Genomic DNA, 14154 nt, shown 5'->3' on the forward strand with positions numbered 1-14154 from the left:
TGGTTAATGGACGCTTAGTGAACAACAAATGCGGAAACACCATGGCAAAAAAGACACAGGAGCGCATCTATTTTCGCTATGGTAAAAAAATTATTAACAGTCTTTAATTGGCAACAGGCACTCTTTCCGCCCCAAGGCGAAGATTAGAAGCTATTGAAATTCAAATATTTAGACTGATTTCATTATCCTGCGGAGCGCCGGAAAGTGGTGCTGTCACCCTCCTGACCGTCATCGAATCCCCTGCCGGATATGGAGGTCACATCAATGCCATATTCCTTGAGCTTCCGGTAAAGCGTGGTCCTTCCGATGCCCAAACGACGCGCGACTTCACTGATTTGCCCGTCGTAATGTGCCAGCGCGAAGCGGATCATTTCTTCTTCGGCGGCGGCAAGGGTCCGCACTTCGCCATCGGCATTGGTGCCGCTGATGACACCGGGCGCGACCCTGCCGGATGCGATACTGGCATGCGTCGCCACCCTCGCGCCTGTCTGGGGCGCACCCGTCCAGCCGTCAACATTGCTCATCAGTTCGGCAAAATCCGCCATGGTCAGCTCGGAGGTCTCGCACAGCAAAACGGCGCGGAAAACCGCATTCTTCAACTCGCGCACATTGCCCGGCCAATCATAGACCCGCAACCGTTCCAGCACATGCGGCGCAATGCCGGTGATATGGCCGCGCCGCTCCTCGCTGGCAAAACGCATCGTGAAATGGTGCAGCAGGACCGGAATATCTTCCGAACGGTTGCGCAAGGCGGGAACCGGCAACATGAAAGACCCCAGCAACTGGCCAAGGCCCGGATGGAACCGCCCCGTATGCACCAGATCGCTCAACGGCTGCGTCGTGGAAGCCATAACGCGCGCATTGAACGGGTATTGAACGCCCGCCGCCTCGAACTGCCCCGTTTGCATGGCCGAATAGAGCCGCATCTGGGCATGACGCGGTAGGAACCCGACTTCATCCAGATAGAGCGTGCCGCCATCGGCACTCGCCAGCTTGCCGAAAACCCCCTCCGGCCCCGTGATCGCGGAACCGCCCATGCGTGGCTTTTCCGGCGCGCCGAACAGGATCTGGTCCACATTGTCCGTTGTCAGTGTGCGGCAATCGACGGTGATGAAAGTTTCGCGCCATCTCGCGCCAGCGCTGCAAATGGCGCGGGCCAGCGTTTCCTTGCCGCTGCCTGGTTCCCCATCGAGAAGAAGCGGCGCATCCAATGCGGCAGCGCGTCGTGCGGCGACCATCGCCCGCTCCATATCGGGGCTTCTGGCAATGATGTCGGAAAGCGGAAAATGTGTTCTGAGCGAACGGTTGCGCCGCACCTCGTGGGCGAGCGCATCAAGTTTCAGCGCATTTGAAATCGAAAGCTGGACGCGCTCAGGAACCACCGGCGTGGTCACGAAATCCACTGCACCAAGCTTCACCGCCTGCAAGGCCCTATTCAGGTCTTCGCCCTGAACCAGCACGATCACCGGTATGGTCACGCCCACATCGCGCATTTTGGCGAGAACGCTGAGACCATCCATGTCCGGCATGGCCATGTCGAGCAGGATCAGCGCAATATCCTTGCGCTGCGTCGCGAAACCAAGCGCGCCATTGCCCCCGTCAGCCAGGATCGTGCGATACCCCATGCGCTGGACCATCGCTTCAATATTGCGTCGGTGAATCGGATCATCATCCGCTATGAGAATGCGCGTGCCCATTAAAGCTTTAATCAACCTGTGGAGTTCCCGCGCCCGGACACATTAAACTGTTAAAAAATCAACAAAAGTTTACTGCTCCAGGCGCGCTATTTGGAGCCAAACCGCCAACAATTGCAAGACCTTAAAACAGTATCTGACGCTAGTTTCACAAAATTTTCGTCTAAAAAACACTCAATGCTTGAAGCGCCCAAAAAGTAATCGCGGAAGTTACTGACAATTTATTGGCTGCTTACATAACACCGGTTGTACCGCTGTGTTGCCCCTCTTGGCGATCCCGGCAAGACATGCGAGAAGAAGGCCAATAGGAGAATGCTTATGACCCGTTTTTCAGACTCTGCTTCGTTCAACGCACTTCTTCCCGTACCGGTTCTGGCCCCATCCGGCGATAGCGCCGCTACCGCAAAGGCCGATCTCGGCACACTGCCGGAATGGAACCTTGCCGATCTTTATCCCGCAGCCGACAGCCCGCAGCTGAAGGCCGACATCGAGAAAGCGATGAAGGATTCAGCCTCCTTCGAAGAACGCTGGAAGGGCAAGCTGGGTGCTGAAGCAGCCAAGGCCGATGGCGGCAATTTTGCCGATGCGATCAAGGAATTCGAAGCGCTGGACGAACTGATGGGGCGCATCGCCTCCTATGCCGGGCTCTATTATTACGGCGACACGACCGATCGGAAGCGCATGAAGCTTTTTGGCGATGTGCAGCAGAAGCTGACCGACGCCAGCACGCATCTCATTTTCTTCAGTCTCGAACTGAACCGCATCGATGATGCAATTCTCGACAAGGCCATGGATGCCAATGCGGCAATCGGCCATTATCGCCCGTGGCTGACCGATCTGCGTAAGGACAAGCCCTATCAGCTCGACGACAAGCTGGAACAGCTTTTCCACGAAAAGTCGATCACCGGTTTCGGCGCATGGAACCGCCTGTTTGATGAAACCATGTCGGGCCTGCGCTTCGAGATCGACAGCCAGGAACTCGCCATCGAACCGACGCTGAACATGTTGCAGGACGCTGATGGCGCGGTGCGCAAAAAGGCGTCCGAAGCGCTCGCCAAGACATTCGGCGCCAATCTGCGCACCTTCACGCTGATCACCAACACGCTGGCCAAGGACAAGGAAATTTCCGACCGCTGGCGCGGTTTTCAGGACATTGCCGACAGTCGCCACCTTGCAAACCGCGTGGAACGCGAGGTTGTGGATGCGCTCGCCAAGGCAGTCGAAGACGCCTATCCACGCCTTTCGCACCGCTATTATGCGCTGAAGGCCAAGTGGCTCGGCCTAGACAAGCTGGAAAACTGGGACCGCAACGCACCACTGCCGGAAACCCCGCAGGCCCTGATTTCGTGGGATGAAGCGCGCGATACCGTGCTTTCGGCCTATGGCAATTTTGCGCCGGAAATGGCCGCGATTGCCAAGGATTTCTTCGACAAGAACTGGATCGACGCGCCAGTGCGTCCCGGCAAGGCTCCGGGCGCTTTCGCCCATCCGACCGTGCCATCTGCGCATCCTTATGTTCTGCTCAACTATATGGGCAAGCCGCGCGATGTGATGACGCTTGCCCATGAACTGGGCCATGGCGTGCATCAGGTTTTGGCTGGTGGCCAGGGCGCGCTGATGGCCTCCACCCCGCTGACACTGGCCGAAACCGCTTCGGTCTTCGGCGAAATGCTGACCTTCCGTTCACTGCTGGAGCGGACGAAGGACAAGCGCGAACGCAAGGCCATGCTGGCCCAGAAGGCCGAAGACATGATCAATACGGTCGTGCGCCAGATCGCCTTCTACCAGTTCGAGCGCCGCATCCACACCGAGCGCCGCGAAGGCGAATTGACGTCGGAGCGCATCGGTGAAATCTGGATGGATGTGCAGCGCGAAAGCCTCGGCGAAGCGGTGCGGCTCAATCCGGGCTACGAGACGTTCTGGTCCTATATCCCGCATTTCATCCACTCGCCATTCTATGTCTATGCCTATGCTTTCGGCGATTGTCTGGTGAACTCGCTCTATGCCGTCTACCAGAATTCCGAAAAGGGCTTTCAGCAGAAATATTTCGACATGCTGAAAGCGGGCGGCACCAAGCATCACACGGAACTTCTGGCTCCGTTTGGTCTCGATGCCACCGACCCGAACTTCTGGAGCAAGGGCTTGTCGGTGATCGAAGGCATCATCGACGAACTCGAAGCCATGGAAGACTGAGGCGACAGTGACCCGAACGGGTAACAAACCGCTGATCCTGTTTCGGGACGATAAGGCGGGCCGCGACGTGCTTTTCGCGGCCCCATCGACCATCATCCGCGCCGACGAGCCGGATGAATTCGATGCCGCATGGGATGCCATGCAACACGCCCATGCGGATGGGAAATGGCTTGCGGGCTATCTTTCCTATGAGGCCGGCTATCTTCTTGAACCGAAGCTGAAGCCCCTCCTGCCGACCGGGCGCAAGGCCCCTATGCTGTGCTTCGGCGTCTTCGACGGGCCATCTGACGAAGTTTTGCATCATCGTGGCAATGATAATGCGACCTATCTGCGCGATCCTGTCGCCGAATGGACGCCAGCAGAATATAAAACGCGGTTCGACCGCCTGCACCGACACTTGCACGAAGGTGACTGCTATCAGGGCAACCTGACCTTTCCGGTTCATGCGGAATGGGGCGGTGATCCGCTGGTGCTGTTCAACGCGCTCGCCGCACGTCAGCCGGTTCGCTACGCGACCTATTGCGATCTCGGCGGTCCGACAGTCTTGTCGCGTTCGCCAGAGCTTTTCTTCGAGGTGGATGCCGATGGGTGGATCGAAACCCATCCCATGAAAGGCACCATGCCGCGCGGAGCGACGCCTGAGGAAGACGAGGCTAATCGCACCTTTCTGATGAACGATCCAAAAAACCAGGCGGAAAATCGCATGATCGTTGATCTGCTGCGCAACGACATATCGCTCATCAGCGAAGTCGGCACGCTGGAGGTGCCAGAACTTTTCCGGGTTGAAACTTACCCTACGGTTTACCAAATGATCAGTCGGGTACGAGCAAGGCTGAAAAGCGATATTTCCCTGCGGTCGCTATTTGCAGCCCTTTTCCCCTGCGGTTCGATTACCGGCGCGCCGAAAATCAGCGCCATGGAAATCCTGCGCAAGCTGGAACCCAACCCACGTGACATTTATTGCGGTTCGCTCGGCTGGATTGAGCCAAGCGGACGCATGCGTTTCAATGTCGCCATCCGCACGATCTCGCTTCTCGACGAAAATCGTGCAATCTTCAATGTCGGGGGCGGCGTGGTTTTCGATTCCACGGCGCAAGCGGAGTATGAGGAATGCCTTCTGAAAGCACGGTTCGCGACGGGGCAAAAACCGTCAGTGCGGAACCAGAATATCAGCTGATTGAAACCATGCGATGGGAGCCTCTGTCCGGGGTTCTGCGGCTGCAATTGCATCTGGCGCGACTGGAACAGTCCGCGCGCGAACTTGGTTTCTCCTGCAATATGGACGCCATCCGCCAGCAGATTGAAAATGCAGGCTCCGGTGACCACGCCCTGAAACTGCGCCTCACGCTGGCCCCGGATGGCGTCGCCAATGTTGCTGCCTTTAATTATGAGTCGCTGCCGCAGCAGACGACATGGCGCATAGCGATTGCACGCACCCGCCTCAAACATGACGACCCGCTGCTTCGGTACAAGACCACGTGCCGTCAGGCCTATATCGCCGCGCGTGAGGAATATTCTTCCGCAGAAGTGGACGAGGTCATCCTGCTGAATGACCGCGATGAGGTCTGCGAAGGCACCATCACGTCGATTTTCCTCGATATTGGCGGTACGACCTGTGTGACGCCTGCTCTATCCTGCGGGCTGCTGGATGGCGTTCTGCGCCGCGAGCTTTTGAACAACAGCGTGGTCTCTGAGGGGATAGTTTCCGTAGACGATCTCAAAAACGCGCGTAATATTCTCGTCGGCAATTCACTGCGCGGCATGATCCGCGCCAAGCTGATTGAAGGCTAAAATCCTAAAAAGCGTTAAACACGTCTGCATGTCATAGGGGTGTGACGTTTCTTTCTTTGTATGAAGTTGTGCTATCGTTCCGGTTTCAATCCTGCCGTCGAACGGTTACAGAGCAAAACGCCGCAATTTCTGCGGCTCACACAGAGGAAGAAAATGGCGAAAGCGAAATGGCAAGTCTATAGCGAGATCACCGGCCCCGTAATCATGATCGGCTTTGGGTCGATCGGGCGCGGTACCCTGCCGCTGATAGAACGCCATTTCAAATTCGACAAATCGCGGATGGTCGTGATCGACCCGAGCGAGAAAAACCGCAAGATCCTTGACGACAAGGGCATTCGTTTCGTCAAACAGGCGATCACCAAGGATAATTACGCAGAAGTGCTGGACCCGTTCCTGAAAGGTGCGGAAGGACAGGCTTTCGTCGTCAATCTGTCGGTCGATACCGGATCGGTCGATCTGATGCACTATAGCCGCAAGAACGGCGCGCTTTATATCGACACCGTGGTCGAGCCTTGGCTCGGCTTCTATTTCGATGACAAGATGGACAATGCCGCGCGCACCAATTATGCGCTGCGCGAAACCCTCCTGGCAGAAAAGCGCAAGAACCCCGGCGGCCCGACCGCCGTGTCGTGCTGCGGTGCCAATCCGGGCATGGTGTCGTGGTTCGTCAAGAAGGCGCTGGTCGATCTGGCGACGGAACTCAAGCTCGACTTCACCGAACCGGCGGCCGATGACCGCAATGGCTGGGCCAAGCTGATGAAAAAGGCTGGCGTGAAGGGCGTTCACATCGCGGAACGCGACACGCAGCGCGCAAAGGAACCGAAACCGTTCAACACGTTCTGGAATACGTGGTCCGTCGAAGGCTTCATTTCCGAAGGCTTACAGCCTGCCGAACTCGGCTGGGGCAGCCACGAAAAGTGGAAGCCGAAAAATGCACGCAAGCAGAAGAAGGGCACGAAGGCGGCAATTTTCCTTGAACAGCCCGGCGGCAATACGCGCATTCGCACCTGGTGCCCGACCCTCGGCGCGCAATTCGGCCTGCTGGTCACCCACAACGAGGCGATCTCCATCTCCGATTACTTCACCGTGCGGGATAAGAAGGGCAAACTCGATTACCGTCCGACCTGTCATTATGCCTATCATCCGAGCAATGACGCCATTCTCTCGCTCGACGAAATGTTCGGCGCGGGCGGCAAGGCCCAGCCCGTCCAGCATGTGCTGGAAGAGGCAGAAATTCTCGACGGTTCGGACGAACTGGGGGTCCTGCTTTATGGTCATGACAGGAACGCCTACTGGTATGGCTCGCAACTAACTGTCGAGGAAGCACGGAAGCTTGCGCCCTATCAAAATGCGACGGGCCTGCAGGTTTCGTCCGCCGTGCTGGCTGGAATGGTCTGGGCGCTGGAAAACCCGACAAGCGGTATCGTTGAAACTGACGAAATCGACTATCGCCGCTGCCTCGAAGTCCAGATGCAGTATCTTGGCCCCGTGAAAGGCTATTATACCGACTGGACGCCACTGGAAGGTCGCGGGCATCTGTTCGAGGAAGACCTCGACACCAAGGACCCATGGCAGTTCCGCAACGTGCTGGTGCGTTGATTCAATGAAGCCAAGGCCCGGCACCGACCGGGCCTTTGCGCCTCAGCGCATCCGAACGAAACTGATGTGATTTTCCAGACATGTCCGGTCAATTAAGGCGCATTGTGGCAGACCGCTTTCCCGATCTCGTAGCCCTGCTCAGCGGGCTGCTGATCCTGCCGTGGATTCTGGGCGTGCCGGGGCATCCGAGCCAGCTTGTGCAGACGGGATGGACAATCGGACTGGTCTCGATGGTTGTTTATCTGGCCCTCTACCAAACTGCCAAGTCCCTCGCAGCACGTCGCTCCGTCAAGAACAATTCCTCCCGCATCGCCCTTATCAGTCGCATGATGAAGTGGTCGGCGGGTCTGCTTGTCTTGCTGATGCTTGTATCTTTCGGGCTGATATTCACGGCATAAAGCCGGCATCTGCGCGGCGATTTTGCATCATTACCAATAAATTAACACATCTGGCGGCCAATCCTCACATTGGGGACTTGTTTTCGTGTAAATTTCGATTCATCACACGTCATTATCCCCATTTTGGAGAAAGCATGGACATGAAAAGCTTCCGCATCGTTGCCCCACTTGCCGTCATGTCGCTTGTGCTGGCGGCTTGCGAAACGACCGGACCGGTCGGCGGCAATGTTCCAACTGTCTCCCGCGCACCGAGTGGCATCGAAGGCAGCTGGGTCGATCCAAACGGCATTGTATCGTCGTTCAATGGCGGTATCTTCGAAACCCGCACCACCGACACCAACGAACGGCTCGCCGAAGGCAATTATCGCTATCAGTCGCCGCAGCTCGTTGAAATCGACATGCGCTCGATCGTGCGCGGCACCTCGTCCAAGGTCAATTGTGCTCTGGTTTCGCAAAACCAGCTCAACTGCACCTCGTCGGCAGGCTCGCGCTTCTCACTGTCCCGTCGCGCAACCAGCTAAAGCATTTCCAGCAAAAGTGCGTAGCGGTTTTGCGCAGGATAATGCGTAAAAACAAACAGATATAGCGGTTCCGAGATTCTGTTTTAACCGGAACCGCTTTAAAGCGAAACATAACATCTCTTCCCCTTCAAGCGGCGCGGGCTATGCTCGCGCCGCTTGAATTTTTTGTTGTCTGCAATTGTCAGGATTGTAATTTGTCGCTTTTTCTGGCCTTTGCTTACTGCGCGTTTCCCGCGTAAAACCGTTTCAAACTTTTGCTGGAAATGCTCTATTTTCCAGCGGGATAGGAGTCGGCTCATGAGTAAGATGGACACCGTGCAACAGAACCCAAACCAGCCCGCGCAGGCCAAACTGCCCAAAGTTGGGGTTCTGCTGGTCAATCTGGGGACGCCGGACGGCACGAGTTACGCCCCGATGCGGCGCTATCTTGCAGAGTTTCTGTCCGACCGCCGCGTGATCGAATGGTCGCGCCTGTTCTGGTATCCGATCCTTTACGGCATCGTGCTCAATACGCGTCCCAAGCGTTCCGGCAAGCTCTATGACCGCATCTGGAACCACGAGAAGAACGAGTCGCCGTTGCGCACTTATACGCGCGCGCAAGGTGAAAAGCTGGCAACCGCGCTCACCGACATTCCCAACGTCGTCGTAGACTGGGCGATGCGTTATGGCCAGCCATCCATTGAAAGCGTGACCGATCGCCTGCTGCAACAGGGCTGCGAGCGTATCGTCGTGTTCCCTCTCTATCCGCAATATTCGGCAACCACGACCGCGACGGTGAACGACAAGTTTTTCGAAGCGCTGATGAAAAAGCGCTTCATGCCCGCAATCCGCACCATTCCGTCTTATGAAACGGAACCGGTCTATATCGAAGCGCTGGCGCGCTCCATCGAAAGCCACCTCGCGACACTGTCCTTCAAGCCGGAAGTGATCCTCGCGTCCTATCACGGCATTCCGAAAAGCTATTCCGACAAGGGCGATCCTTATCGCGAACAATGTCTGGAAACCTCGCGCCTGTTGCGCATCCGGCTCGGCATGGATGAAAACCAGTTTCGTTCCACCTTCCAGTCCCGTTTTGGACCGGAGGAATGGCTCCAGCCATACACAGATGAAACCGTGGAAAATCTGGCGAAACAGGGCGTGAAATCCGTGGCTGTTCTCAATCCGGGCTTCGTTGTGGACTGCCTTGAGACGGTTGACGAGATCGGCAATGAAGCCGCACACCTTTTCCATGAAAACGGCGGCGAAAATTTCAGCCACATCCCTTGCCTCAATGACAGCGCAGAGGGCATGAAGGTCATCGAAACGATGGTACGGCGCGAGTTGCAGGGATGGATTTAGGGCAATAGGGCAGTAAGTGAGTAAGGCAGTATGTCTGAACTGTGGTAATTTCTATCCTACTGCCCTACTGCCTTATTGCCCTACTGCCATATAACGAGGGTTAGACAATGACAGGTTTCGACATCACGCTGCTCATTCTGGCTGCGCTGGTTCTGGCGACACTCTTCGCGGGCATCAAGACGGTGCCGCAGGGTTTCAACTATACGGTGGAACGGTTCGGCCGCTATACACGTACGCTCAATCCGGGCCTGAATCTGATTGTCCCGTTCTTCGACCGTATCGGCGCGCGCCTCAATATGATGGAGCAGGTGCTGGACGTGCCCACGCAGGAAGTCATCACTCGTGACAACGCCATTGTCGGCGTCGACGGCGTTGCCTTCTATCAGGTGCTGAACGCCGCGCAGGCCGCCTATCAGGTGGCCAACCTGCAATATGCGATCCTCAATCTCACCATGACCAACATTCGTACCGTTATGGGCTCAATGGATCTAGACGAATTGCTTTCCAACCGCGATGCGATCAATGATCGCCTGCTGCGTGTCGTTGACGAAGCAGCCCATCCATGGGGCATCAAGATGACCCGCGTGGAAATCAAGGATATCAATCCACCCGCAGATATCGTCACCTCGATGGCCCGCCAGATGAAGGCGGAGCGTGACAAGCGCGCACAGGTTCTGGAAGCCGAAGGCGACCGCAATGCCCAGATCCTGCGCGCTGAGGGACAGAAGCAGTCGCAAATTCTCGAAGCCGAGGGCAAGCTGGAAGCAGCCAAGCGCGAAGCGGAAGCCCGCGAGCGTCTCGCCGAAGCCGAAGCCAAGGCCACGACGCTGGTGTCGGACGCTGTCGCCAACGGCAATGTGCAGGCGCTCAATTACTTCGTGGCGCAGAAATACACCGAAGCGCTCAGCAATATCGCCAGCGCCAAGAACCAGAAGGTCGTGCTGATGCCGCTGGAAGCAAGCTCGCTGATTGGTTCGCTCGGCGGGATCGGGGCCATTGCGCGGGAAGTGTTCGGCGACGGCAACAAGCCCGTTGACCCGACACCGCCATCGCCGGGCATTTCGCGCGCGCGCAGCGTTCCGCCGACCGGTCGCGGCTAAATCAGGGGTGGAGCGCCATGATTATCGAATTTCTGTCCGAACTTGGCATCTGGAGCTGGCTGGTCCTCGGGCTGGTCCTGCTCATTCTCGAAATTCTGGCGCCCGGCATTTTCTTCATCTGGTTCGGCCTCGCCGCACTGGTGACAGGGGGGATGGCTTTTCTCCTGTCATCGACCAGCGCTTTTGGCTGGCAGGTCCAACTGGTCGTCTTTCTTGTTTTGGCCGTGGTGTTCGCGCTGGCAGGACGCCGTTTCTTTGGCTCGAAGAGCGAAAATCTGGACGAGCCTCTGCTCAACCGGCGCGGCGAACAGCTGGTTGGTCAGCGCACCACACTGACCGAGCCCATCATCAATGGGCGCGGACGCATTCGCATCAACGATACGACATGGCGTGTGAAAGGGCCGGACCTGCCCGCAGGTACTGAAGTTCGCGTCGTGGCCTTCGATGCAGTGACGCTGGAGATAGAGGTAGCTGTTTAGGGGAATAGGGGAATAGGGGAATGGGTCAGTATGTTATGCGCTGGTCGTCAACCTACTCCCTTACTCCCCTACTCCCTTAATCAGACAGCCCCAATCCGCAGCAGATCGTGGAAATGCACGAGACCGACCGGGCGGTTGTTCTCGACCACGATCAGTGCGCCGATGTGGTTTTCGTTGATCGTGTTGAGTGCAGCAGTGGCCAGCATGTTCTGATCGACCGTCTTCGGCTTGCGGGTCATGATGTCATCGACCGCCAGTTCCGACAGATTGCGGTGCAGATTGCGCGAAATATCGCCGTCCGTGACGATACCGGCCAGTTCGCCGCTCTCATCGACCACAACCACGCAACCGAAACTCTTTTGCGCCAGCACTTTCATCGCGGCTGGCATGGCCGTTCCAGCGGCTACCAGCGGAATGCGCTCTCCGCGATGCATGATATCGCGGATATGGATGAGGCTCGCACCCAGCGAACCACCCGGATGGAAGGTCTTGAAATCGCTCGGTGTAAACCCGCGTGCTTCCAGAAGCGCAATCGCCAGCGCATCGCCGATGGCGAGCTGCATAATGGTTGAAGTGGTTGGCGCCAGCCCGTGCGGGCAGGCTTCTGCCGTCTTGGGCAACTGGAGCACGACAGTTGCAGCGCGACCGAGTGCGGAATCCTCACGCGAGGTGATTGCAATCAGCGGAATGCGGAAACGCTGCGAATAATTGACGATGCCCTTCAGTTCGGCCGTTTCGCCGGACCACGAGATCGCCAGAATCACATCGTCACGACCTATCATGCCGAGATCGCCGTGATTGGCCTCCGCCGAATGCACGAAGAAAGCAGCCGTGCCCGTCGAGGCAAATGAGGCGGCAAGCTTGACGCCGATATGGCCGCTCTTGCCGACGCCGGTAACGACCAGACGCCCCTTGGCGGTGGCGATCTGTTTTACCGCTTGTGCGAAGGGACCGGACAAACCATTGCGCAGCGCTTCTTCAAGCGCGGCAAGTCCTTCGTTTTCGGTTCGAATGGTCCGGAGCGCCGAAGCGATGGCCGCTTCCGCACCCGTCGAAATCTGGGTTTGATCGAGCTTTTCCATGGCGCAAAGCGTTAGCCTCTTCGCTGCCCGTTGTCCAAGCTTTTATTACCCACAAATGATTGCTTTCGTTGCGCAACATCGCCGATGGCAACCAAGAATTAACCATGTGCCTTTACCGTTCATCCACCACGTTGCAACGGTTTGAAATCACATATGCCATTTGCCATGCCTCTATCCGGCGGTTCGACGCCCATTGCCCGCAGGCTGAGAAGCCTGTTTCTGGCGGGCGCGGCGATGGCTATCATCCCTTCCCTCTCGCATGCTCAGGATGCCTATCTGCGCGGCAGTGTGCCGGAAGACGTGCTTTCCGCCTCGTCGCCGGATACGCTCGCCGCGCGCGGGCTCGCAGCCCCCGGCCGTTCCGATAGCGCCAGCGGTGGTGGGAGCGATGACGGTTCCGACACATTTTTCGCGCCGATGCAGGATAATGCGGTTGCAGCGGACGCCCAGCCACAGCCTGCCCCGGCGGCGCCGCTCGAGGATCAACCGCTTGACGCCATGCGGGTTGGCGCGATCACAAACGAAGCGGATAGCGATAGCGGGCGTGTGCAGCGCGAAAATATGCGCCAGTCACCCGAACAGGGGCGCGGGCCGGCACAGGAGGCAGACCCCTTCGCGCCGGTTGGCCTCCGCGCCGGATCGTTCGTTCTGCGCCCTTCGCTTGAGCAAGGCATTCGCGCGACATCGAACGGCGACAATAGTGCGTCCGGTTCGAGTGCAGTGCTATCGGAAACCACGCTGCGCCTCAATGCGCAATCCGACTGGGCGCGGCATCAGGCGACGCTCGATGCATCGGGCACGCTGAGCAAATCCATTTCCGGTCAGGATGTGAGCGAACCGCAGCTCGACATTCAGGGCAATCTGCGCCTCGATCTGACCGACCAAACCACGGTCAATACGGGCGCGGGTTATAGGCTGCGGCGTGAAAGCGCCTCCAATCCGAATGGCGTGGTTGGCGCCTTGCAGCGCCCGCTGGTTCACACCTTCAATGGCAGCCTCGGCGTCGAGCACGATACGGGGCTGATTTTCGGTCGCGCCACGGGCCGCGTCGAACACGATATGTATGGCGATGCGGAACTGCCTTCCGGCGGCACTGTCAGCCAGAAGGATCGCGACAACACCTATGCCAGCATCACGCTGCGCGGCGGTTTCTCCATGTCGCAGGCCATCAAGCCATTCGCCGAAGTGGAACTCGGCAAGCGCATTTTCGACGAGCGCGTGGATAGCAACGGCTTTGAACGCAGTGGTTCGCAATTCGCCCTGCGCGGCGGCCTGATGGTCGATATGGGCGAAAAGCTGAACGGCGAGTTCGCCGCAGGCTATATGCGCGCCAACAGCGATGATGACCGGCTTGGAGCAGTCAGCGGACCGTCGATCAATGCCGCGCTCAACTGGTCGCCATTGCGTGGCACCGATGTGCGGCTTTATTCACAAACCACCGTGGATATGTCCACCACGCCGGGCATTGCCGGTTCGCTGCTGCAATTTGCGAGCCTCGACGTCACGCATCGCATCCGGTCGGACCTCAGCCTCAATGGCAGGGTCGACACGCTCATCCGCGCGAACAAGGATGGCACCGGCACGGACTATACGCTGGGTGCACAGATCGGCGCGACTTACTGGATCAACCGCTTCGTCGGGCTTGATGCGCGCTTGCGTCATGAATTCCTGACGAGCCAGGTTTCGACACGAGAATATAACTCCAACAGCATTTATCTCGGCGTGAAAGTGCAGCGCTAGTGGTCTGATTCCAACATTTGCATCCCTCGGTTCACGCGCTGAGCAAATGTTGGAATCAAAAAGACCACTAGCAAGTATATGTATCTAAAGCTTGTCGCATTTATTCGGCCTCATACCCAGCAGCCTTAAAGAAGTTCTGGCATTCATTGATGGAGAAGAGACTGATGATATCGCCAAGTGCTTTTGAGATGGCGTCGAAGCTGCGTGCTGCTCGCTTTC

The 14154-nt window shown here is 57.4% G+C and carries 12 protein-coding genes; 10 read left to right on the top strand and 2 right to left on the bottom strand.

Annotation, left to right across the window (positions count from 1 at the left end):
- Positions 1-182 precede the first annotated feature (182 nt).
- Positions 183-1697, bottom strand: a complete 1515-nt coding sequence (locus tag ABWW11_RS23505) for a sigma-54-dependent transcriptional regulator (protein WP_109367714.1) — start codon at positions 1695-1697, stop codon at positions 183-185.
- Positions 1698-2012: 315 nt separating this feature from the next.
- Here ABWW11_RS23505 and ABWW11_RS23510 point away from each other — a divergent pair, with 315 nt between their 5' ends.
- The 9 genes from ABWW11_RS23510 (at position 2013) to ABWW11_RS23550 (ending at position 11113) form a co-directional block, all read left to right on the top strand.
- The gene (locus ABWW11_RS23510; protein ID WP_181376052.1) at positions 2013-3887 is read left to right on the top strand and encodes a M3 family oligoendopeptidase; all 1875 of its coding nucleotides are present in this window, start codon (positions 2013-2015) and stop codon (positions 3885-3887) included.
- A gap of 7 nt (positions 3888-3894) precedes the next feature.
- Entirely contained in the window at positions 3895-5064 is a 1170-nt protein-coding gene (locus ABWW11_RS23515) for an aminodeoxychorismate synthase component I (protein ID WP_319081232.1), read from the top strand.
- A complete protein-coding gene (locus ABWW11_RS23520; RefSeq protein ID WP_124916262.1) occupies positions 4998-5678 on the top strand; it encodes an aminotransferase class IV family protein in 681 nt (226 codons plus the stop codon). The genes ABWW11_RS23515 and ABWW11_RS23520 overlap by 67 nt, the downstream gene beginning before the upstream one ends.
- A gap of 153 nt (positions 5679-5831) precedes the next feature.
- Entirely contained in the window at positions 5832-7277 is a 1446-nt protein-coding gene (locus ABWW11_RS23525; RefSeq protein ID WP_109367716.1) for a homospermidine synthase, read from the top strand.
- An 80-nt stretch (positions 7278-7357) separates the two neighbouring features.
- Positions 7358-7675: a hypothetical protein gene (locus tag ABWW11_RS23530; protein WP_109367717.1), complete on the top strand. Its 318-nt coding sequence runs from the start codon at positions 7358-7360 to the stop codon at positions 7673-7675.
- A gap of 140 nt (positions 7676-7815) precedes the next feature.
- Entirely contained in the window at positions 7816-8196 is a 381-nt protein-coding gene (omp10, locus tag ABWW11_RS23535) for an outer membrane lipoprotein Omp10 (RefSeq protein WP_109368022.1), read from the top strand.
- A 297-nt stretch (positions 8197-8493) separates the two neighbouring features.
- The gene (hemH, locus tag ABWW11_RS23540; RefSeq protein ID WP_124916260.1) at positions 8494-9534 is read left to right on the top strand and encodes a ferrochelatase; all 1041 of its coding nucleotides are present in this window, start codon (positions 8494-8496) and stop codon (positions 9532-9534) included.
- 107 nt (positions 9535-9641) lie between these two features.
- Positions 9642-10634, top strand: coding sequence for an SPFH domain-containing protein (locus tag ABWW11_RS23545; RefSeq protein ID WP_109367719.1), 993 nt, complete (start codon positions 9642-9644; stop codon positions 10632-10634).
- Between the two features lie 17 nt (positions 10635-10651).
- Positions 10652-11113, top strand: a complete 462-nt coding sequence (locus ABWW11_RS23550) for an NfeD family protein (RefSeq protein WP_109367720.1) — start codon at positions 10652-10654, stop codon at positions 11111-11113.
- A gap of 80 nt (positions 11114-11193) precedes the next feature.
- Here ABWW11_RS23550 and ABWW11_RS23555 read toward each other — a convergent pair whose 3' ends face one another.
- Positions 11194-12195, bottom strand: coding sequence for a KpsF/GutQ family sugar-phosphate isomerase (locus ABWW11_RS23555; protein WP_109367721.1), 1002 nt, complete (start codon positions 12193-12195; stop codon positions 11194-11196).
- Between the two features lie 153 nt (positions 12196-12348).
- Between ABWW11_RS23555 and ABWW11_RS23560 the strand changes: the two genes are divergently transcribed.
- A complete protein-coding gene (locus ABWW11_RS23560; RefSeq protein ID WP_121538726.1) occupies positions 12349-13935 on the top strand; it encodes an outer membrane beta-barrel protein in 1587 nt (528 codons plus the stop codon).
- Positions 13936-14154: the final 219 nt, after the last annotated feature.

This window comes from Brucella sp. NBRC 113783 (assembly GCF_040372265.1).
In the GTDB taxonomy this organism is placed as follows: Bacteria; Pseudomonadota; Alphaproteobacteria; order Rhizobiales; family Rhizobiaceae; genus Brucella; species Brucella teleogrylli.